Below are 21019 nucleotides of genomic sequence, written 5' to 3'. Positions count from 1 at the left end.
GCCGCCGCGAGACAACAGGCGCAACAGGTCGCTGCCACGAACGCGATTCCGCCGGACTCGATCATCTTCAACACCCTAATTTCGTTCCTCCGGCGCAAAGAGTCAACGTCTACCGGCTGGTATGACACTGTGCTGCCCCGCTCGAGCTGGCTGCGGAGCGCGGCGCGGATTTACGCCGAGCACTCGCCTTCCTGCACGGACGGGACAAACGCCTGGTCTTCTCCCAGGTCGATGAAGTCTTCAGGCAGGGCGGTCTCCGGCGACAGCGCCGAGAGGTCGCTCAGCCTTGCCTTGACGACGTCCAACTCCACGCGTCTGAAGAACGCCAGCGGGGATTCGGCTGGCGCGCGCTGGTCCCGATACAGCCGGATCAGCCGCTCGATTGCCGCCGCGCTGCGCCTGGCTGGAATCGTGGCCACGTGCCGGCCGAACGTCGTCGTGCCGTTGGACGCGCCGCCGCCGATCATCACGAAGTAGTGCGGCGCCGGCCGGCCGCCGACCTTGCGCAGGCTCCCCTGAAGACCGATGCCGGCAACGTGGTGCTGGCCGCAACCGTTCGGGCAGCCGCTGATCTTGATGTTGAGACCAGGCACCGAGGAGACGAGCGCCGGCCGATCGTGCAAGTCGTCGGCGAGGAGCCGTCCAAGACCGCGGGACTGCGTGACCGCCAGCCGGCACGACTCGGCCCCGGGGCAGCTCGTGACGTCGGCAAGCGTTCCGGCGCCGGCGCTGCCAAGGCCTGCCGCGGCGAGCGCTTCGTAGAGCGGCGCGATCTGGTGCGTGGGTATCCATCGCAGCACGAGATTCTGGTCCGACGTCGTCCGGACCGTGCCGTCGCCAAACGCCAGGGCAAGCTCGCCGAGCACGCGCATCTGATCCGCCGTGAGGTCCCCGAGCGGCGTCGTGATGGTGGCGATGGCGTACGCCGGCTGCTTCTGCGAGCTGACGTTCGTCTCGCGCCATCTCAGGAACCCGCTCGGACCGCCGGCCGCCGGCGGCTCCACGCGCGGAACAACGCCGGGACCGGTCACTTTGCCGGCTGCGACGCGCGCAGCGATCTGGGCTGCCGGCGGCGGAATCGCCACCGAGGCCGCCGGCGGTTCTTCTATCGGCGGCCGCTCGGGATCGAACGGCAGGCTCACGCCGCCCCCGGCGCGGAACCGCTCCAGCTCCTCCTGGAGCTCCGCTCGGAACGCGTCCCATCCGAGCGAGCGCACGAGGAACTTCAGGCGGTTCCGCTGCTTGTGCTTGTAGTCGCCCAGGCGATGGAACACGCGGATGATCGCCTCCGCCAGATTGAGGAGGTCCCCGGCGGGCAGGAAATCGGTCAGCAGCCTGCCGGCGGTCGCGAGCGTGGAGGTTCCTCCGGCGACGGTCACCCGAAAGCCCCGGCGTGGAAGGCCGTCGATCGCCCAGATCCGCGCCGTCAGTCCGATGTCGTTGATCGCGGTCGCGACGTGATCGTCCGTGCAGCCCTCGAAGGCGATCTTGAACTTGCGCGGAAGGCTCGCGCTCAGGGGGTGGCGCAGCAGGTGCCGCGTCAGCGCCTCGGCGTACGGCGTGACGTCGAACACTTCGTCGGCAGCCACGCCGGCGTACGGGCAGGCGGTGATGTTCCTCACCGAATTGCCGCACGCCTCCCTTGTCGTGAGTCCAGCATCGGCGAGCCGCCGCAGCGCGGGTTCCAGGTCGTGCAGCCGCACGAAATGGAACTGCACGTTCTGGCGGGTGGTAATGTGCGCGAAGCCTCGCGAGTACCGCGCGGCGACGTCCGCCAGGGCGTCGAGCTGCTCTGCGCTCAGGATGCCCTGTGGGATCTTGACGCGCAGCATCTGCGCGTCGTCGCTCTGCCGCTGGGCGTACGTGCCGCGCACCAGGCGGAACGCGCGCCACTCGTCCGCAGAGATGTCTCCGCGTTCGAACTGCTCCAGCACACGGACGAACTCATCGATCTCGGCCGCGTCGGCGAACGAGAGGCGTGCGCGCCCCAGCGTCTTCGGATCATCTATTGCCGCCATTCATCCCCCCATCCCTGCCAGCCAACGAACAGCCGCGGGTTCAAGCGCCGCCCGGTCCTGGCCGTCGCCATTCCGCTGCGGCGAAAGCCGTGCGGCAAGCCGGACCACGTCGCCGATCACGATCACGCCTGGCACGCGCGTGCTGAGGTGCGTCTCGCCGGGCCGGCGGAGTTGAGTCAGCGTCGCCGTCCGTGTTTCCGACGCGTTGGTCGAGGATCCGAGCACAATCGCCGCGGGCGTGTCCGCGCTCCAGCCGCGATCGATCATCAGCGCCGCGATTCGCGGAATCTGCCGGAGGCCCATCATCACGATCACCGTGGCGGAGCCGGGCGCGAGCGTGCTCAGAACGGGTGCGTACGCGTCCTCGGAATGACCCGACACGACGAGGAATCCCGAGGCGATCCCGCGGTGCGTCACGGGGATGCCCGCCAACCCCGCGGCCGCGATCGCCGAACTGACGCCCGGGACTATCTCGAAGGGGACACCCGCCGCCGCCAGGGCGAGCCCCTCTTCGCCGCCGCGGCCGAACACGAAGGGGTCTCCCCCCTTCAGCCGGACGACCGATTGCCCGCGGCGGGCCGCGCGGATCATCAGTCGATTGATGAACTCCTGGCTCACGCTTGGCCGGCCAGCGCGCTTGCCGACGTACACGCGGCGCGCTGCGGGCGCCAGCGCGAGGACGTCGGGATCCACGAGCGCGTCGTAGAGCACGAGGTCGGCATCTGCCAGCCGGCGGGCGGCGCGCCGCGTGAGAAGCTCCGCGTCACCAGGCCCGGCGCCCACGAGCGACACCGATCCTGCGGACGAGCCGCGCCTCGCGTCCGACACCCTCCTCGTCGTCACCTCGTCTCCTCCACCGTCGCGGCGTCGGCGCGCGCGTCGTAGATCGCCACCAGCTTCCGCAGCAGCAAGGGGCGCCGCAGCGCCATCGGAACGCCATCGGCGAGCCACTGCCGTCGTGCCGTGCGCGCGGCCGTCATCCAGTCGTCGAGGTCGTCGGGAAGCAAGGCGTCGAGCGCCTCGCGCGCCAGCCCGGCGAGGGCGGGCGCGACGCCGTCTGTCGAGATCGCCACGGTGAGGCCGGCGCGGCGCAACACCGCGCCCGCATACGCGCTCGCGCTCTCCACGTCGTCAACCGCGTTGACGAAGATGCCGCGCGCGTCGGCCGCGCGCGCAACCAGCCGGTTCACATCGGGCGGCGCCGCCGCGACGACAAAGCGCACGCCATCGAGGTCTGCGGGCGCGAACGGCCTGCGGGCGATCTCCACACCGGCGCGGGCGATCTCATCGGCGATGTCCGGGGCGACGACGCGCACGCGCGCCCCCGCTTCGAGGAGGCCGCGCAGCTTGCCCGCGGCCACTGGTCCTCCTCCGACGAGCAGCACGCGCCGGCCGCCGAGTTTCAGAAACACGGGGAACAGCACCTGCTCAGGCATCGACCTCTCCATCGCTTCGCGATTCGAGCGGCGGGCCGGGACGCCCGTGCAGATGAATGCCGCATTCCAGCTTCTCGCCTCCCCAGCGCCCCGACCTCTGGTTGCCGGGGTCGAGAGGCAGCGACGTGCACGGCTCGCAGCCGATGCTGGTGTAGCCACGCGCGTAGAGCGGCAGCAGCGGGATCGCGTGCTCGCTCGCGTAGGCGCGCACCTCCGTTATGGTCCACGCCGCCAGCGGGCTGACCTTCCGCAGGATGTTGCCGCCGGGCAGTTCGACCGGCTCCGTCTCCGCAAGCCGCGACCGGCTCGGCGACTGCTCGCGGCGCAGGGCGGTGAACCAGACGTCGTACGACGCGAGGGCCGCGAAGAGCGGCTCCACCTTGTGGCGCGCGCAGCACTCGGTCGTGCTCTGCCGCCACAGTCCCGGCACGGGAGCGGCGGACCGGAGGTTGACGAGGTTGAGGTTCCACCGCTGCGCGAGCGTGTCGCGATAGGCGTAGGTTTCCGCGAAGTGGTGCACGGTATCCAGGAACAGCACCGGGATGCCGGGCCGCACCTCCAGAAGCATGTGCAGCAGCACGACGCAATCGGCCTGGAAGCTCGAGGTGACGCACGGCGCTGTCGCGCCAGCCAGTTGTTCGGCGATGATCCGCTGCGGATTGGTCATGTGAGGATCTCCTCCAGGGCGCGGCGCACGGCGTCTATCGCCTCGCCGTCGGAGTGCGCCGCGCGAGCGGCCAGCGCGATCCGGCCCGCCGCTCCCGTGGAGAACGTCGGGGCGACCTGCTCTGTCTCCGGGCGAACGATCATGCCCGCGGCCGACGTGAAGCCTGTGGCCGGATCGATGAGTACGAAACTGCCGGTCGCCCGGTTCCGGGCATAAGGGTCGAACGCCAGCGGTCGGGATGTGGTCAGTGTGACGCTGCCGATCTCGTTCAGTTCCAGCCGCCCTTCGACATCGGCCGTGACCGTTCGCGAGGTGTGCTTCAGCAGGTACGGGCGGCGCGGATCGAGCGGCCGCTCGTCCATCCACACGACCTCGGCGGTGAACCGCCGCGACACGTGCACCGCGCCCGTCGACAGCAGGTCGCCGCGACCGATGTCGACGTCGGCATCGACCTCCAGCGCCACCGACATCGGGGCGAAGGCCACTGCGGCATCCCCGTCCCACGTCGTGATTCGGCGGACCCGTGTCCGGATGCCCGACGGCCACACCGTGACCTCGTCGCCAGGACGGATCGAGCCGGAGACCACCTGTCCGGCATAGCCGCGGAAGCCGCCGTCGGACCGCAGGACGATCTGCACGGGGAATCGGAACCCGCCCTGCGGCCGATCGGCCGCGATCTCCGCCGTCTCCAGGTGCTCGAGAAGGCTCGGCCCGTCGTACCACGGGGTTCGCTGGCTGCGGGCGATCACGTTGTCGCCGCACAGTGCGCTCAGCGGGATGGCGCGGACGAGGGCATCGCCGGCGAGATCGGCGAACTCCCGGCACACGGCGTCGAACGTGTCGCGATCGAACCCGACCAGGTCCATCTTGTTCACAGCCAGCACGAAGCTCGTGATCCCGAGCAGCCGTGCGATCCGGGCGTGCCGCCGCGTCTGCTCGCGCACGCCCTGCTGCACGTCCACGAGCAGCATCGCCAGGTCGGCCGTCGACGCGCCGGTGGCCATGTTGCGCGTGTACTGCTCGTGCCCGGGCGTGTCTGCCAGGATGAACTTGCGGCGGCTCGTCGCGAAGTACCGGTACGCGACGTCGATCGTGATCCCCTGCTCTCGCTCGGCGCGCAGGCCGTCGGTGAACAGCGAGAAGTCGATCGCGTCCGCGCCCCCCTGCCGCGTGGCCCGGGACACGGCGTGGATCTGGTCTTCGTAGACGGCGCGCGACTCGTAGAGCAGGCGCCCGACGAGCGTGCTCTTCCCATCGTCGACGCTCCCGGCGGTGCAGAGGCGGAGGAGGTCGCTCATCAGAAGTAACCCTCGCGTTTCTTGAGCTCCATCGAGCCGTCCTGGTCGTGATCGATGATGCGCAGCTGCCGCTCCGAGACGCGCGTGGCAATCAGCTCTTCGATGATCCTCGGCACGGTGTCGGCCGCCGAACGGATTGCGCCGGTGCACGGCGAGCAGCCGAGCGAGCGCATGCGGCACAGCACGCGCTCGGCGCGCTCGCCCGGCCGCAGCGGCACGAACGGCTGCTCGGCGAGGATCAGGCCGCTGCCCCGGACGATCACCTCGCGCTCCCTGGCGAAATAGAGCGGGACGACGGGAATGCGCTCGGCGTCGATGTAGTGCCAGACGTCGAGCTCCGTCCAGTTCGAAAGCGGGAAGACGCGGATGCTCTCGCCGGGACGGAGCCGCCCGTTCAGGAGGCGCCAGAGCTCCGGGCGCTGGCGGCGGGGATCCCACTGCCCGTCCGCGTCGCGGACCGAGAAGATCCGTTCCTTCGCGCGCGACCGTTCCTCATCGCGCCGCGCGCCGCCGATCGCCGCGTCGAAGCCGCCCGCCCGCAGGGCGTCCAGCAGCGCGCGCGTCTTCAGCAGGGCGCAGCAGCGTTGCGTCCCGACGGCGTACGGCTGGGTGCCGTCGGCGATCGCGCCGGCGTTGGTGTGGACGAGCAACCGCGCACCAACCTCCCGGGCGTACCAGTCGCGGAACGCGATCATCTCGCGGAACTTGTACGTCGTGTCGACGTGAAGCAGCGGAAACGGGATCGGCGCGGGATGGAACGCCTTCTGTGCGAGCCGCAGCAGGACCGAAGAGTCCTTGCCGATTGAATAGAGCATCACCGGCCGCTCGAACTCCGCGACGGTCTCGCGCAGAATGTGGATGCTCTCCGCCTCCAGCGCGCGCAGATGGCCCAGGGTCGTGTGCACGGTCATTCCTCCGCCGCCGCGACGCGCGCGAACGATGGAGAGCCGCTCCGCGCCCCCGAGAAGAACCGGTACAGCAGCACCGCGTCAATGACGACGACCGCCGCGAAGATGCCGTAGGCGGCGCCGGGATCGAGCAGGCGCAGCGCGCGGGCCAGCATGGAGATCGCGAACGCCACGATCCACGCGTCGAAGCTCATGCAAATCCGCCTGAACGTCTCCGGGTTGACGCGGCGCACGATCCAGCCGCCGATCGGCACGCCGATGGCGAGCGCGGGCAGCATCGCCGGGAGCAGCCGCGCGCTGCCGGCGGTAAACAGGCCCGTGGACGCATAGGCGAGCAGCGCCGTCGCCGAGAGCGCCAGGCGGATGAGGCCGAGCGCGGCGCGAAACTCGTGCTTCGTCAGCCCCTGGTTGTTCAGCAACAGCGCGAGGGGCGGCCCCGAGACAGTGGTGACGGCGTAGAGCACGCCGACTCCCCCGCCGAGGCCGAACCCGACGGCACGCTCGGACCGGAACGGCCGCCGGATGCCGGCGGCCTGCGCGAGGATCAGCGGCAGCAGGGTCACGAACGTCGCGAGCTTCAGCCACGCCGGGTTCAGGCGCGCCACGATCAGTGTTCCGGCCAGGATGCCCGGCGTCGCGCCTGCGACGAGCGGAAGCACCCGTTTGCGCACCGCCGGCAGCGCGTCCCGATTCATCACGACCAGCCACGCGTTCATCGCCACCTCGACGAGCACCAGCGCGGGATTGAGCACGCGGTTGGTGAAGAAGAGCAGCGCCAGCGGTACGGCAATCGTGGAGAACCCGTAGCCCAGCGCGCCGTTGACGATGGCGGCGACGAGCGTGATGGCGAGCAGCGCTCCGGCGTGGTCCGGCATCTGTGTCCTGTGAAAAACAAAAAAGCCCGGGAGGCCTTTCGGCCTGCCGGGCTTCGGTCTGCTTTGCGCGCTGTCCGGGGTTACCGGTTCATGATGTCAATACAGCAAGGCCTCCACCGCGGCACGAGGGGCGCGAGGACAACACGCGCACGACCGGACGGCGGTGGGAGACATCACGTTTGTAAGGTATGCGCCGCGACGCGCCGCGTCAAGGCACCATCGGCGCTATGACGCACTGCGTCGCGATCGGGCGCGGCCTTCGCTCGCGCGGGGCCGGCTCGGCCGGCGTTCACGCCGGCTGTTTCCACTCCCAGTCGGCGAACACCTCGTCGATCGGCGTGTGAAGCAGGTGATTCGAGTAGTTGCTCAGGGTCTTCACGGCGATGGCCAGGATGATTTCGAGCACGTGGCGCTCGGCGAATCCGGCTCCGAGAAACGCCTGGACTTCGCCTGTCGAAGGCAGCCCCCGTGTCTCGAGCAGGACGTCGGTGAAGCGGCTGAGCGCCGCCAGTTTCGGGTCCGGGATCGACTGCCGCTCCCGAATCGCGGCGGTCACCGGCGGCGGGACCTTCGACATCCGGTCGGCGATCATGCTGTGAGCGGCCATGCAGTAGTCGCAGCCGTTGCTCCGGCTGATGGTCAGGAACACCACCTCCTGCTCGGCGGACGTGAGGCCGGAGTCCTTTCGGAACCGGTCGTAGCCATCCAGATACGTCTGGAGCAGCCCAGGGGAGTTGGCCATCCCCGCGTACATGTTCGGAATGAAGCCCACCTGGGCCCTGGCCCGCTCCAGAACGGCCCTGGCCTTCGCGTCGGCGTTGTCGAGGGTTTGTGGCGGCAGCGTCAGCTTGTATTCGCTCGTCATGTGTGTCTCCTGCAACGGGTTGTCGTCCGTTCATCCACGCTGGTTCGGAACGGTCGTTCCAAACCAGGTCAAAAAAAAGGTCACGCCCGGAGCGGACCGACGCCGAGCACCTTGAGCGCGAAGGCGATCATCGCGAGGGGGGCCGCGGCGAGCCACATGTCCGCCCAGGCGCCGCGGCCGGCCCGGTCGAGGACGGGGGCGACGTTGCGCAGCATCCTGAGGATCGGCTTCACGATCCCGCCGCTCTCCGACGGGCGCAGCGGCCGGCCGGCGGCAACCGCCTCGAGGGCCGCGGCCAGGGCCGGCGTGTCGTTGGCCCACTGGGCGCGAAACAGAATCGTCCCATCGGCTCCGAGCAGGTACGCCGAGTTCGGCTTCGGGCTCATGGCGCGGTGCAGCGACCCGTCGATGTCGTCCACCGCCACGTCGAACGCGAATCCGTAGATGTCGCGCAGCTTCGCCGCCCGCGCCAGCTTCGCCTCCATCGTCCTGGGTTGTGGAAGCGCCTGCCCCGGGTGCGCCTCGCGAACGCTGACCATCACGACGCGCACGCGGTCCCCAAAGCGGCGGTGCAGCTCGTGCAGCCCCGGCGCGGCGTTGTCGGTCACCGGACACGTGCTGGATCCGAAGATCAGCAGCGCCGGCCTCCCGCCGAGGTCGCTGGAGCGGAAACGCCCGCCGCCGACCGTCGGCAGATCGAAGTCGGGCACGCGATCACCGGGGGCCGGGTCCGCACGGGCGAACCTCATGTCCCTCATCACCGTCGGCAGCGTCAGATGGTCGAAGCGGTAGCGTTCGCCGGCGGCGAGCCCCGCGGCGGCGGCCCCCGGGCCGTCGAACGCGTTGAGCGGTGGCATGTCTGTGGGTCTGGTCCTCATACCGTTGTCCTCAGGTCAAGCGTCGCATCGCCTCATCGACGATCGTCTGGAGCAACCGCCGCTCGGGCCGACTGCGCGTCAGGACGGCCAGACCGATGAGCGACGCCAGCAGGCCGCTCGCCGTTTCCCCGGGCTTGACGTGCGGGGGAATCTCGCCGGTCACCTTCCCGTTCCTGATCATCCGCGCGAAGAAGGCCTCGATCTCCTTCTGGGCACGGGCCACGATTCTTCCCGCCTCCCGATCGTGCGCCGCCAGCTCCAGCGCCGTGTTTGTCAGGAAACAGCCCCGGTTGCCCCCCTTCTGCGAGACGGGCAACGCGAAAGCCAGCAGCAGTTGCCGGATCGCCTCGCGCGGGGCGTGGCGGGCCTCCAGGTCCGAGAGCCGCCGGTCCCGCAGCCGGTCGTCATACATGCGCAACGCCGCGAGAAACAGCTCGTGCTTGTCGCGGTACGTCGCATAGAGGCTCGCGCGATTGACACCGGTGCGGCTGACCAGATCCTGCATCGACGTCGCCTCGTATCCACGGCTCCAGAAAGCGTGCATGGCCTTGTCGAGGACCTCGTCGACGTCGAACTGCTTCTGCCAGGGCATGATGAGGCTCCGTATCCGGCAGTATAGAATTGTTTGGAACGATCGGTCAACGATCTGCTCGTCGCGATCCCGCCGCATCGCGGTGGGCACCGGCGGCGTCGCGCACCTCGTCTGCGAGGTGCCACCCACGTGTCCATGCCGAGGAACCGAAAGTTCCTCCGGGCGAGGTCTCCGTGGATCTCCGACAGTCGCCCCAGTTCGATCGCGCTCGGGCGGGGGGTCAGTCGCCTTGCCGCGGCGGTTGCGTCAAGCGCTCGCGCGGCGGCACGCGCTCGCAGTCGTGCGCGCGAGGCGCGTTCTCGATCCATCTGCAGGGACGCGGGCAATGGCTATCGGGCACTCTCTTCTTGCGTGAGCTGGTGGACGCGCTGATGCGACAGCCCCAGGAGACGAGCGGCATCGCGTGCGCTCATCTTCAGTTTGCCGGCTCGCAATACTCGGACGGCGCGTCGAGCCGCGCGGGCGGCCCGCCGGTCGTCTTCGTCGGCCTTCTTGCGAAGAGCCGCGTAGGCGCGAATTGCCCTCGTCGCGGCACGCGGCAGCTTCACGTCGTCAACGATTGCGGCCCGACGCGCATCGTCGACAAACAGTTCCAGCGCCTCCCGGATCCGGCGCCGAGCCTCGTCGACAGTGCGACCCTGCGTGTGGCAGCCGCGGATACCGCGCACGGTGGCGACCCACCAGACCGACTCGTCTCGCTCGTAGGCCACCCGATATGACTTCACGGCTTCTTCAACCATCCCTTTCCGAGGCACGGCTCCAGGTCGCGCTCGATGCGGCGCAGCAGACCGGGACCGATGTCTTCACCCGCATGAACCGGTACGGTCGTCACACACTGGCCGCATTCGATGCGTAGATGCGAGCCTCGTTGCCGGCGCTCGACGCAACCGAAGGACCTCAGGATGCGCAGAAGGTCCTTCGCGGTCACGGGATCAGGATACCCGACGACCGGCTGATGTGTCTAGCTAGATAGACAGATGCAGATCGGTCGGCCGTTTCGGGTCTTGGACGACGGATTCGTCAAGGCGATCGATTACATGGGGTCGGACGATTCGATCGTACAGGCGATGCCCGTGTGGGGCAGCGATGCGCGTCGTTCGCTCATGGGTCACCAGCGTGCCCTCCGGCGACGCCTCGAGGGTGCGCTGGCCCCGAGTGCGCGCTTGGCGATGACGACGAGCTTCATGGCTCGAACTGCGGGTTGAACGGAGACTCGTCGACCAGGCGCCAATGGGTCGCTCCGGCCAATGGCGAGACGGCCCACTTGCGGGGCCTCAACGTCCACCAGCGCCCCGATCCTCCAGTGAGTTCGGTTCGATCGCTCCTCGACACCTCCACACTGGCGTCACCGCAGAGATGCAACTGCTGCTGCGCGTCGAAGTCCACGAGGACCAATCCGGCGCGCGGCTCGACCGTCATGTTTCCAAGGCTGCAGAACATGGAGTTCCCCGGGTAGTCAGGGACGAGCACGGCATCGCCGTCCATTCGCATGTAGCCACGTCGGCCCCCCCGGTGCGAGCAATCGACGCTCCCCTCTGGCCCAACGCTCACGACGAATGCGGTATCCGTTCGAGACAGCCACGCTCGCACGTGAGCCGGCACGCCCAGTCCCCTCGAGGTCGTCGCCGACGATACGACTGTGGCCGTCTCGACGCGTTCGCGCTTCTGGATGTACTTGGGGCAATTCGGAAAGGCCTGCTCGACGGCGATCCGCAGCTCGCGAGCAGTTGAGCGCTCGACGACGCCATTGACCCTCAGTCGACGCCTCGTGGCCAGGTCGATGAAGAGCATGCCGAGCGCGTCGGTCGCGCGAATATCGTCGTGCAACGTCCCGAGGTCCATGGCACTGCCCGATGTTCGAATCGTCACGGCCGTCCCACCTTCGTCGCAGGACGCAAACCCGGGCTCACCCACTACCAGGGACGCCCAGGGATCGCCCGACGGGTCGAGCCACCCGATCGCCACGTGGGACTGCTGACTCACGAAGGGTCGAGCAGGCGCGGGGATGGCACTCGAGATCACGCGTCCATTGAGGATCGCCTGACTTCGTTCGCCAGCCAGTTCTTGAACGGCGATCTCGCCTCGATGATAGGGCTCGGTCACAAGGATCCCTCCAGGTAGAAAGGGCCGGGGCCCACCGGGGCCCCGCGGTGTCACAGGCTTGCGTGGTTGGTCAGAAGTTCAGGACGCGGTAGCCTGCGTCCAGGTACTTGGACAGATCGATGATTCCGGAGGTGCCCGGAATCGCCTTCTCGTGAATCAGCTTCGCACCGGCGTTCCTGGCGTCCTGCGTCGCACCGAACACGTCGGCGCAGCCACCACAGACACCCACCACGCTGTCCTTGACCGCGTTGTAGAGCGCATGCGCCGGGTGAGCGGGCTTCACCAGCTCACTCGCCCAGCGCACGCCGGCGCCCTGGAAGATCAGAGCCACTTCCTGCTTCTTTTCGAGCAGCTCGTAGGCCACGAACATGCCATTGAACAGTCGGCCGAGCGCTTCTTCGCTGCCGGACTTCGGATCGGAATAGATGACGATTGCGGTCTTCGACATGGGACACTCCTAAGAGACTTGAGGTTGTTGGTTACCGACTGGGTTGTGCAACGTCCCAAGGCAGAAGGCGTGCCGAACCAAGCCAGTCGCTTAACTCGTTGACATTGGGGGTGTTAGGCCAAGAGAATTGAGATTTGCGATCAACGATAAATCGTGAATAACGATATTTAGTTGAGCTGCGTAACGAGTTTCCGTAAAATAAAGGACGATGGATCCGGCGAAGTTGCCGCGGGTGATGGTGGCCACCGCCGAGCGGCGCGGGCTGAGCGACGTCCTGCGGACGATGGCCGACGGCATCGCGCAGTGCTCGAACGTGGTGCTGGCGCGAATCTGGCTCATCGCGTCCGGCGAGGCCTGCAGCGTGTGTCGCGGGCGCGCCGAAGCGCGCGACCAGTCCCGCTCGCTGCACCTCGTGGCGAGCGCGGGGGGCTCGCGCGATCCGGGGGCGGACTACAGCCGCCTGGATGGTGCCTTCCATCGGTTCGCGATCGGCGAGCGGAAGATCGGTCGAGTTGCCGAATCGGGCGAGCCGCTCCTGCTGACCGGGCTCCGCGGCGACGAAGAATGGGCGGCCGACCCGGGCTGGCTGAAACGCGAGGGCATTCGGACGGCGGCGGCCCAGCCGCTCGTCTTTCAGGGCGACATCCTCGGCGTGCTCGCCATGTTCGATCGCGGCGAGCTCGACGATCATGCTCTCGAGTGGCTGCGCATGTTCGCCGATTACGCCGCGGTGAGCATCGCGAACGCGCGCGCGCTCGAAGAGATCGACGTGCTTCGCGCGAAGCTCGAGGAGGAGAACCTCTACCTCCGAGAGGAGGTCACGGCCGCCCTCGGCATGGGCGACTTCGTCGGCGAGAGCCCGGCCCTCCAGAAAGTCCTCCGGCAAGTGCAACTGGTCGCCCCGACTGACGCGTCGGTGCTCATCACCGGCGAAAGCGGGACCGGGAAGGAGCTCGTCGCGCGCGCCATCCATGAGGCCAGCACCCGAAAGGGCCGGGCGCTCATCAAGGTGAACTGCGGCGCGGTGCCGGACACGCTGTTCGAAAGCGAGTTCTTCGGGCACGTCAAGGGGGCCTTCACCGGCGCGTTGACCGATCGTCCCGGCCGCTTCGAGCTGGCCGATCGCGGAACGCTGTTCCTCGACGAGATCGGCGAGGTGCCCCTGGCGATGCAGACGAAGCTGCTTCGCGTGCTGCAGGAGCGCGAGTTCGAACGCGTGGGCGATACCAGGACCCGTAAAGTCGATGTCCGCGTGATTGCGGCGACCAATCGCGACCTCAAGCGGGAAGTCGAGGCGGGCCGGTTCCGGCAGGATCTCTTCTATCGTCTGAGCGTGTTCCCCGTCGAGATTCCTCCGCTTCGTGAGCGTCGTGAGGACATTCCGCGGCTCGTGCAGCACTTCGTGGCGCAGAGCGCACGGCGATTGAACCGGCCGGTGCCACGCGTCAGGCAACCGGAGCTGACCTCGCTTGCCGCGCACGACTGGCCCGGCAACGTCCGCGAATTGCAGAATCTCGTGGAGCGCGCGGTGATCGTCTGGCAGGGAGGCCCGCTCCAATTCCCGCTCGAGCCGGTGGCGCGGCGGAACGCGACGCCCTCGACTGCCGACACGTCGCCGGCATCGCCACTGCTGACAAGAGCCGAGCTGAAGCGGCTGGAGCGCGAGAGCATTTCCCGCGCGCTGGAGCAGGCCAACGGGAGGGTGTCTGGCCCCGGCGGGGCGGCCGAGTTGTTAGGGCTCCGCCCGACGACGCTGGCGTCGCGCATCGCGGCGCTCGGACTGAAACGAACCCGGGCAATGGCCCCGAACTTTTTGTAGGGCCCGGCCAACGTCGCGACCTCGGAATAAAGCAGGACTGTGGCAAACCGGTCCCGCAAGACGCGAGCGTCCCCGAACACCTCCTTGAAATCAGGCCCGAGCGCCTCTACGTCCAACAGCGTTTCGTTGACATCGCAGACGATGACGCGAGGCATGTGATGATCTCCGGTCACTCGAAGCCGATACGCGCACGCAGGCGCCGGTCCCGGTAGTCGCCAGGAACGCCGAGGCCGATCTCGAGGAGCTGTACCTGTGGGACAGGTCGCAGCGGGCAGTACGAAACAGCCGGCGACGTGTGTTCGCGAGGCACTACAGCTCCCGGCGGAGCGCGACCAGGCGCGGGAGCAGCTTCGTGCCGACGTGCAGGCGGGCTTTGATCCGTTGGCCTGAGGCGAGGCACGTGTTTACGAGAAGATGTCGGGCCGGCAGCTCGCCGAGCGGATCCGGTCGCGCGGTCGTGCGGCTCGCGCCAAGAAGTCGTAGCGTCAGCGTCGCCCGAGATCGTCCAGCAGCGCGCGCGCTCGGCGCAGGTCGACCGTCTCGAATCCTTCTGTGAACCAGACATAGATGCCGCCCACCAGCGCGCGCGCCTCTATTCCCCGCCCCACGTCTTTCAGGAGATCGGCAAGACCGATGGCTGCCCGCAGCTCGAATAGCTTCGCCCGCTGGCGTTGTGCAATTCCTATGGCGTCCCGGTAGCACGCTTCGGCACCTGCCGTGTCGGACAGGCGCCGGAGAATGTCCCCTTTGATTCGCACGATCTGCGACAGGTACAGACCTTCGCGATGTTCTTCGGCCTCCTGACTCGCGCGTTCAGTGTGTTCGAGAGCGCGATCGAGGTGTCCCTCGGTCGCGTACGCCTCCGCCAGCCAGGCCCGATAGCCCGTTCTGTGCAAGGCGACTCCGGCGACCGTCATTTCTGCCACGCGGGCGTCGAGTTCCAGGAGTGCCGCGCGGTTGCCGAGGTTGTACTCGGCGATCGCCGTCACCGCTGGAACAAACCGCTGGAACACCCCGAAGTCGTGCCGGTCGGCGCTCGCCTTGGCTTCCCGGGCGAGCGAGAGCGCGCCCTCCATGTCGTCACGCAGCAGGTGCGCGTGCGCCGAGAGCATCTGGGTGTATGCCAGGGAAAACGGATGGTTCAATGCGCGCGCGGCCTCGACAGCCTCGCGACCGAGCGACATCGCCCGCTCTGGAAAACCGAGCAGCGTCAGTGCGGTTTCAAGATAGGCCTTCACCCCGCAGACGGGATCCTGACCGTACTCGACTGCAACCTCGCGCCGGTCGTGGCCGACCTCGAACCGCAGACTGCGTTCCAACGCCTGTACGGCGGTGGAGAAGTCCCCCATGCTGTGGGAGGTCGCCCCTGTCGCCCAGTGTGCGTGGAGTTGGCAGACCGGGCTGTCGAGCCGGACCGCCAGATGCACGAGCTGTCTCGCCGTGTCGAGCGCGGCCTGAAAATGACCGGCGACATAGTGGTAGGCGAACACGCCCCAGACGGCATGGAAGAGCGCCGGTGTTTCGCCGACGTCAGCGGATCGCTTCTCCGCGCGGCGGAACGTCTCTTCGACGTCGGACGCCGACCAGCCGTGCAGGGCGGTTTGCGCCGTGCCCTGCGTCAGGAGCAGCTGGAGCTCGCGCTCACACCGTTCGGCGCCCTCCGGGAGCGCTGTGAGTGCCGCGAGACCGCGGCCTGCGAGCGCGACAACCTCCTGATTTGCCGACAGCCCGCCGGCCTGCCGGGCCGCGACGTGGAAGTACCGCGCCGCGCGATCGAAATCGCGTCCCGCCTCGAAAAGACATGCGAGCTCGGAGGCCAACGCGGGAGTGTCGACTCCATGAAACGCGATCAACCCGTTGGCGACGGCACGACTCAGCGCCGTCAGCCGCGCGGGCGCGAGCGACCCATAGAGGACGTTTTGGTACAGCGTGTGCACGAACCGGTATCGGCGCGTCACACTGCGATCCGGCAGTTCTTCGTCGCGCACCAGCCGCACCAGCGCATGGACCCGCGCGATCGACTCCAGCTGTTCCTCGATATCGGCGGCGTCGGCGCCGAGCGCCCGAGCGATCACGGCCGCTTGAAAGTCCGTGCCCTGCACGCTGGCAGCCGTCAAGAGCCGACGGTCCTTGTCATCGAGGCGATCGACCGTCCGCTGGATCATTGCCAGGACCGTGGCTGGCACCTCGCGTTCGATGCCGGGGAGCTCCGCGGTGAGCGCCCAGCGCCCGTCGATGCGCGCGATGACGCCGCGGTCGCGCAGATAGCGCAGGAGGTCCGTCATGAACAGCGGATTGCCTTCGGTCTTGTCGTGGACGAGCGATGCGAACGACGCCTGAAAGCAGTGGTCCGGAAACAGGAGATCCAGGTAGCCGGCCACATCGTCCCGCGTGAGAAAGCTCACGGGCAGATCGCGCCCGGTTCCCTTGGCCTGCAGCTCCAGCTTCAGCGCGGCGAACGGGTGCTTCGCGAGCGCGAGATCCGCGGGACGATAGGTGACGATCACGAACGCGCGCGTTGTGTCGAAGTGGGCGGCGAGGTACGAGAGCGCGTCCACGGTGGACGCGTCAGCCCAGTGCACGTCGTCGAGGAACAGAACGAGCGGCTGGAGCCGGCCAGCCTCGCGGAGAAAGGCCACGAACTCGCGCTTGAGGCGCTCCTGCGAGGCGCTCTTCACGTCGGCGATCGGATAGTTGCCCGAAAAATCTTCCGGTTTCAGCGGCGCGACCTGCGCGTGCCAGGTGGGCGCGACGGTGCGGAGCAGGGCCGCGTGCTGCCCATCGGAGCGAGCCAGGCTGTCCAACGCCTCCAGCACGGGAAGATAGGCCTCGGTCCCGGCCAGCCGCTCGGAGCATCGTCCGCGGGCCACGGTGCAGGCGCGCCCCTCGCGGCGGAGGTCCGTCAGGAAGTCCTCCACGAGCGTCGTCTTGCCGAGACCGGGCTCGCCGGCGATGCCGACGAGGAGGCCGAGGCCGCTCGCGACCACGTCGAAGGCGGCCTGCAAGGCTGCGCGGTCGGCCGCACGGCCGACCGTCGGCTGCGCGCGGACTGGAGCGAGGAGGGACTGGATCGGCGACCTCGATTCACTTTCTTTCAGACCGACGCGCCGCAGGAGCGCCGCGAAGCGCGCGTCGGTCCGCAAGGGATCCATGCTGGGGTCGATTGCCAGCCACGGTACCCAGCCGCTGCGTTCGTGAACCGCTCGATCGAGCCACTCGAACGCCATGTCGGCGTCGCCGAGCGCCACGTAGATTCGCCCGATGTCGTCGGGCGGGACGTAGGTGCGAGCCGCCTTCGACAGCAACGTCTCGAGCACCCCGCGCGCCTTCTCCTCGACGCGAGCGAGCGCGTAGGCATACCCCAGCCAAGGCAGGAACTCTTCACCCGTGAGGTTCAGGACCTTCTCCAGTTCGCGGATCGCGTCGTCGAATCGCCGCTGCTGGAGGTACACCCACGCGAGCGACCAGCGCGCGACCGCGGCGTTCGGGTCCATTTCGAGCGCGTGCTGAAACTGCGCGAGGGCGCGATCGTAATCGCGTGCGAGGAAGTATTGCTGCCCGACGGCGACGTTCAGCAGAACAGAGAGCGGATCGAGCGTGCGTGCGCGCTCGCTTGCGGCAATCGATTCCGCCATTCGTCCATGCATGCCGAAATACCAGGCCTGGTACTGATGCGCCATCGCATATCCGGGATTGAGATCGATGGCCCGTTTCAGCTCCCGCTCCGCCCCATCCCAGTCCCAGTCGTAATAGATGGCCGTATAGCCGAGTGCCGCATGTGCTTCGACGAGAGTGTCGTCGAGGTCGAGCGCACGCCGTGCCGCGGCCTTCGCTTTCGGCACGACGTCGTGCGGGCGCGCCCAGCCGAACCAGGCAAGGACGTTGTAGTAGTCGGCGACGCCCGCGTGTGCAGGCGCGTAGTTCGGATCGCGTGCAATCGCCTGCTCGAAATACTCGATGCTGTGGCGGAAGCGGGCTTCCCCCGCGCGGTTCCAGTAGTAGCGGCCCTGAAGGTACAGCGCGTAGACGTCCGGATCGACCTGGCGAACGGCGGCAAGACGCGCCTGCTCCTGCGGCGTCACCTGGATGCGGATCTCCTGCGCAATGGCTCGTGCCACGTCGCTCTGGAGGGCGAGGACGTCGCGCAGGTCGCGCTCGTAGCTCCCGGCCCACAGGTGCGTGTCGCTGGCCGCGTGGATCAACTGGGCGGTGATGCGGATGCGGCCGTCGGCCCGCAGCGCCGAGCCTTCAACGATGGCATCGACGTTCAGCTCCCGCGCGATCTGCGGCAGCGGCTTGCGGGCATCCTTGTACTGCATGATCGACGTCCGCGAGATGACGCGCAGCGCGCCGATTCGCGCGAGGTTCGCGATGAGCGCCTCGGTCATGCCGTCGGCGAAATAGTCTTCGCCGCTGTCCCGTGACAAATTGACGAGCGGGAGCACGGCGAGAGACCGGATTGCCGATCCCGCTGGATTTGCGGCGGCCGGCCGCCATTCGACCGCCCATGTGCGATCGGCAAGATGGCCGAGCCCCATTCGGTGCACGAGCGCGACGAAGCGCGGATCGCGCCGGACAAAATCCAGGCATGGACTGCTCACCATGAATACGGTGGCGCTGATGCGCTGTGTGATTGCCGTCTCGAGCGACCGCAACGCCCCTTCGGCATCGCCGAGGCCGGCATACAGATACAGCTTCCAGGCCGCGATGTTGCTGCCACCTTGTTCCAGCGTCTCGAGTTCCCTCAGGCAGGAAAGCGCTTCCCCTCGCGCGCCGGCAAGCGCGTGGCAGAACCCGAGCAGCGCCACGTGGTGGGCCGCCCGGCCGTCGAGCTCGATCGAGCGCTGCAGGCTGGCGATCGCCTCCGGGGAAAACCGCATTGCCAGGGCGCAGCCCAACGCGAAATGGGCATAGCCGTAGAAGGGGTGGAACTCGACCACTTGACGGGCGTGATCGACCGCGCGATCGAATGCGCGGCTCCATATGTGCACCCATACCAGCTCGACCTGGAACCAGGGATCCGTCGGATCAAGGGCGATGGCGCGCGACGCGTGATCGAGCGCCTCGGCGCAGCGGGTATCGAGCCACATCATCGCCGCGCCGTAGTGGTTGTGGGCCACAGCGGAGTTGGGGTTCAGCCGCAGCGCCTCACGGAAGGCCGATTCCGCGCGGGCGATGTCCCACTCGAAGAAGGTCGCGACCAGGGCGCGGGCGAGGTGCGCTTCCGACAAGGTCGGCGCCAGTTGCAGCGCCCGCTCGGCGGCGGCCAGCGCCCGGGCCATGGCATCGCGCGCCGGCCGTGCGTCCCATGCCATGGTGAGCTTCACGTACATCTCGGCGGCGGCGGCAAACGCCGCTCCGTACTCCGGGTCCCTGTTCGTTGCCAGTTCGAACCACTCGAGCGCGCTGCGCAGACCGGCCGTGGTGGCCTGTCGCGCGTAGTGCCGGCCCCTCAGGTAGGCATCGGCGGCTTCGGGCTTCGGCGCCCTTTGAGGCGGCCGCAGTCGAAGCTGCAGCGCGCCCGCAATCGCCTGCGAGACCCGCTCTTGGAGCGCGAACACGTCCGTGAGATCCCCCGCAAACTTGTCGGCCCAGAGCGTCCGGCCTCGCGAGACGTCCACGAGCTGTGCCGTGATGCGGACCGTCTCACCCGCCTTCCGAACACGGCCCTCGACAACGTACACGACGTTGAATTCGCGAGCGATGTCGGCGAGAGGCCTGTTAGCGGTCTTCGGTCGAAACGAGGCGGCGGCCGGAACGACACGGAGGTCCGGAACGACCGAAAGATCCGTGATCAGTTCGTCGGTCAGGCCATCGGCGAAGTACGCGTCCTCGACATCGTGGCTGAGATTGGCGAATGGCAGGACGAGGACCGACTTCTCGGGTGTGCCCTCGCACATGTCCGCGACCGGGGGAGAAACCAGAATCGGGGCGTTTGTTGCCGCTGGTGCGTCGGCCGCCACCAGCTCGAGTGCGGCCCGCACCTCGCCCGCGCTTTGATATCGGAACGCCGGCTCCTTTGCGAGACAGCGCTTCACGATCGCACGGTATGCCGCCGGCAGCGCGGCAGGCAGAGGCTCGGGATCGTCACGCAGAATCGAGGAGGCGATCTCGAACGTCGCCGCGCCTCGAAAGGGCCGACTCCCAGCCGCCAACTCGTGCAGTACCACTCCAAGAGCCCAGATGTCACTACGGTGATCGGCCGTTCCGCCGCGCAGCACCTCGGGCGCCATGTACGGCACCGTGCCGGCGGCCGTTTCCGGAGTCGTGGTGACGAGCTCGGTCATCGCATCTCCCGGAACGTGAAGACGGTGCGCGATGCCGAAGTCGAGCACTTTGACGCGGCCGTCGGCGGTGACCATCAGGTTCGTGCTCTTCAGATCGCGGTGCACGACGCCCCGCTCGTGCGCGTGCGACAGCGCATCCGCAATCTGGGCGCCGTAGCGGAGCGCGCTCGACAGCGGCAGACCCTCGACTGCCAGCTCCGAGAGCAGCCGGCCCTGCACGTGCTCCATCACGATGAACAGGCGGTTCTCGGCATCAGCGATTTCGTGAATCGTGCAGATGTGCGGATGGTTCAGCGCCGCAGCGGCGCGCGCCTCGTGTCGCAGGCGCTCGTCGGCTTCGGCACTGCCTCCCGTCACGAGCTTGACGGCAACGAGGCGGTCGAGGCGCGTGTCGCGCGCTTTGTAGACCTCGCCCATGCCGCCGGCGCCAAGCAGGCTCAGGATCTCGTAGGCGCCAAGCCTCGTACCGGGACCGATGGTCATGCCCGTATTTCCATGTCAAATGCCCGCATCCGTTCTCTCGCCCGGGTCGTCAGCTCGTTGAAGGCGGGTTCCGCGCGCAATGGCGCCACCCACGAATCCGTGCGGGAGAAGAACGCGGTGTTCCAGAAGCCACGCCGGACCCCGCGAGCCGCGCGTGAACGCCGCCGCGATCTGGTTTCGCGTGGAGCGCGCCGGCTGCAGTGATGGTATGGACTCCTCCCCGTTCATTCGCGGCATCATGTGCCGTGATGAAGGCTTGGGTTCAACAAGCTGAACGAAGAGGAGGCCGACATGGATGCTACGACGGTGGCGGTGGACTTGGCAAAGGATGTCTTTCAAGTG

14 protein-coding genes and 1 pseudogene are annotated in these 21019 nt (G+C 68.0%); 1 reads left to right on the top strand and 14 read right to left on the bottom strand.

Going from position 1 to position 21019, the window contains the following annotated elements; translation table 11 throughout:
* Positions 1 to 170: 170 nt before the first annotated feature.
* The 13 genes and pseudogenes from HYU53_09530 to HYU53_09470 all read right to left on the bottom strand — a co-directional run bounded on the left by HYU53_09530 (position 171) and on the right by HYU53_09470 (position 12088).
* Entirely contained in the window at positions 171 to 2018 is a 1848-nt protein-coding gene (locus HYU53_09530) for a nitrite/sulfite reductase (GenBank protein MBI2221435.1), read from the bottom strand.
* Positions 2019 to 3454: pseudogene (gene cobA, locus HYU53_09525) on the bottom strand (uroporphyrinogen-III C-methyltransferase).
* Positions 3447 to 4121 carry a phosphoadenylyl-sulfate reductase gene (locus tag HYU53_09520; protein MBI2221434.1) on the bottom strand — a complete coding sequence of 225 codons (675 nt, stop codon included), beginning with the start codon at positions 4119 to 4121 and terminating at the stop codon, positions 3447 to 3449. The pseudogene cobA and the gene HYU53_09520 overlap by 8 nt, the downstream one beginning before the upstream one ends.
* Complete coding sequence (locus HYU53_09515; protein ID MBI2221433.1) at positions 4118 to 5419, bottom strand: GTP-binding protein; 1302 nt, start codon at positions 5417 to 5419, stop codon at positions 4118 to 4120. The genes HYU53_09520 and HYU53_09515 overlap by 4 nt, the downstream gene beginning before the upstream one ends.
* Positions 5419 to 6330, bottom strand: a complete 912-nt coding sequence (cysD, locus tag HYU53_09510; protein ID MBI2221432.1) for a sulfate adenylyltransferase subunit CysD — start codon at positions 6328 to 6330, stop codon at positions 5419 to 5421. The genes HYU53_09515 and cysD overlap by 1 nt, the downstream gene beginning before the upstream one ends.
* Positions 6327 to 7202 carry a sulfite exporter TauE/SafE family protein gene (locus HYU53_09505; protein MBI2221431.1) on the bottom strand — a complete coding sequence of 292 codons (876 nt, stop codon included), beginning with the start codon at positions 7200 to 7202 and terminating at the stop codon, positions 6327 to 6329. Before HYU53_09505 ends, cysD begins: the two co-directional genes overlap by 4 nt.
* Positions 7203 to 7491: 289 nt before the next feature.
* Positions 7492 to 8067, bottom strand: a complete 576-nt coding sequence (locus HYU53_09500; protein MBI2221430.1) for a carboxymuconolactone decarboxylase family protein — start codon at positions 8065 to 8067, stop codon at positions 7492 to 7494.
* Positions 8068 to 8147: 80 nt separating this feature from the next.
* Positions 8148 to 8924: a redoxin domain-containing protein gene (locus tag HYU53_09495; protein MBI2221429.1), complete on the bottom strand. Its 777-nt coding sequence runs from the start codon at positions 8922 to 8924 to the stop codon at positions 8148 to 8150.
* A gap of 31 nt (positions 8925 to 8955) precedes the next feature.
* Positions 8956 to 9537, bottom strand: coding sequence for a TetR/AcrR family transcriptional regulator (locus HYU53_09490; protein ID MBI2221428.1), 582 nt, complete (start codon positions 9535 to 9537; stop codon positions 8956 to 8958).
* A 329-nt stretch (positions 9538 to 9866) separates the two neighbouring features.
* Positions 9867 to 10277, bottom strand: coding sequence for a type II toxin-antitoxin system HicB family antitoxin (locus tag HYU53_09485; GenBank protein ID MBI2221427.1), 411 nt, complete (start codon positions 10275 to 10277; stop codon positions 9867 to 9869).
* A complete protein-coding gene (locus HYU53_09480) occupies positions 10259 to 10465 on the bottom strand; it encodes a type II toxin-antitoxin system HicA family toxin (protein MBI2221426.1) in 207 nt (68 codons plus the stop codon). Before HYU53_09480 ends, HYU53_09485 begins: the two co-directional genes overlap by 19 nt.
* Positions 10466 to 10719: 254 nt before the next feature.
* Positions 10720 to 11640 (bottom strand): pyridoxamine 5'-phosphate oxidase family protein, encoded by a 921-nt coding sequence (locus tag HYU53_09475; GenBank protein MBI2221425.1) that lies wholly within the window; start codon positions 11638 to 11640, stop codon positions 10720 to 10722.
* Positions 11641 to 11710: 70 nt separating this feature from the next.
* Positions 11711 to 12088, bottom strand: a complete 378-nt coding sequence (locus tag HYU53_09470) for a DsrE family protein (GenBank protein ID MBI2221424.1) — start codon at positions 12086 to 12088, stop codon at positions 11711 to 11713.
* A gap of 235 nt (positions 12089 to 12323) precedes the next feature.
* On the opposite strand from HYU53_09470, the gene HYU53_09465 reads away from it, so the two are divergent.
* Entirely contained in the window at positions 12324 to 13907 is a 1584-nt protein-coding gene (locus HYU53_09465) for a sigma 54-interacting transcriptional regulator (GenBank protein ID MBI2221423.1), read from the top strand.
* A gap of 485 nt (positions 13908 to 14392) precedes the next feature.
* Here HYU53_09465 and HYU53_09460 read toward each other — a convergent pair whose 3' ends face one another.
* Positions 14393 to 20677, bottom strand: coding sequence for a protein kinase (locus tag HYU53_09460; protein ID MBI2221422.1), 6285 nt, complete (start codon positions 20675 to 20677; stop codon positions 14393 to 14395).
* Between the last annotated feature and the right edge of the window lie 342 nt (positions 20678 to 21019).

The organism is Acidobacteriota bacterium (assembly GCA_016184105.1).
GTDB lineage: Bacteria > Acidobacteriota > Vicinamibacteria > Vicinamibacterales > 2-12-FULL-66-21 > JACPDI01.
This window is presented reverse-complemented; position numbering and strand designations above follow the sequence as displayed.

Coding starts and splice junctions, on each gene's coding strand:
- HYU53_09530 (MBI2221435.1), bottom strand. CDS start 2,018: ATGGCGGCAATAGATGATCCGAAGACGCTGGGGCGCGCACGCCTCTCG.
- HYU53_09520 (MBI2221434.1), bottom strand. CDS start 4,121: ATGACCAATCCGCAGCGGATCATCGCCGAACAACTGGCTGGCGCGACA.
- HYU53_09515 (MBI2221433.1), bottom strand. CDS start 5,419: ATGAGCGACCTCCTCCGCCTCTGCACCGCCGGGAGCGTCGACGATGGG.
- cysD (MBI2221432.1), bottom strand. CDS start 6,330: ATGACCGTGCACACGACCCTGGGCCATCTGCGCGCGCTGGAGGCGGAG.
- HYU53_09505 (MBI2221431.1), bottom strand. CDS start 7,202: ATGCCGGACCACGCCGGAGCGCTGCTCGCCATCACGCTCGTCGCCGCC.
- HYU53_09500 (MBI2221430.1), bottom strand. CDS start 8,067: ATGACGAGCGAATACAAGCTGACGCTGCCGCCACAAACCCTCGACAAC.
- HYU53_09495 (MBI2221429.1), bottom strand. CDS start 8,924: ATGCCACCGCTCAACGCGTTCGACGGCCCGGGGGCCGCCGCCGCGGGG.
- HYU53_09490 (MBI2221428.1), bottom strand. CDS start 9,537: ATGCCCTGGCAGAAGCAGTTCGACGTCGACGAGGTCCTCGACAAGGCC.
- HYU53_09485 (MBI2221427.1), bottom strand. CDS start 10,277: ATGGTTGAAGAAGCCGTGAAGTCATATCGGGTGGCCTACGAGCGAGAC.
- HYU53_09470 (MBI2221424.1), bottom strand. CDS start 12,088: ATGTCGAAGACCGCAATCGTCATCTATTCCGATCCGAAGTCCGGCAGC.
- HYU53_09465 (MBI2221423.1), top strand. CDS start 12,324: ATGGTGGCCACCGCCGAGCGGCGCGGGCTGAGCGACGTCCTGCGGACG.
- HYU53_09460 (MBI2221422.1), bottom strand. CDS start 20,677: ATGACCATCGGTCCCGGTACGAGGCTTGGCGCCTACGAGATCCTGAGC.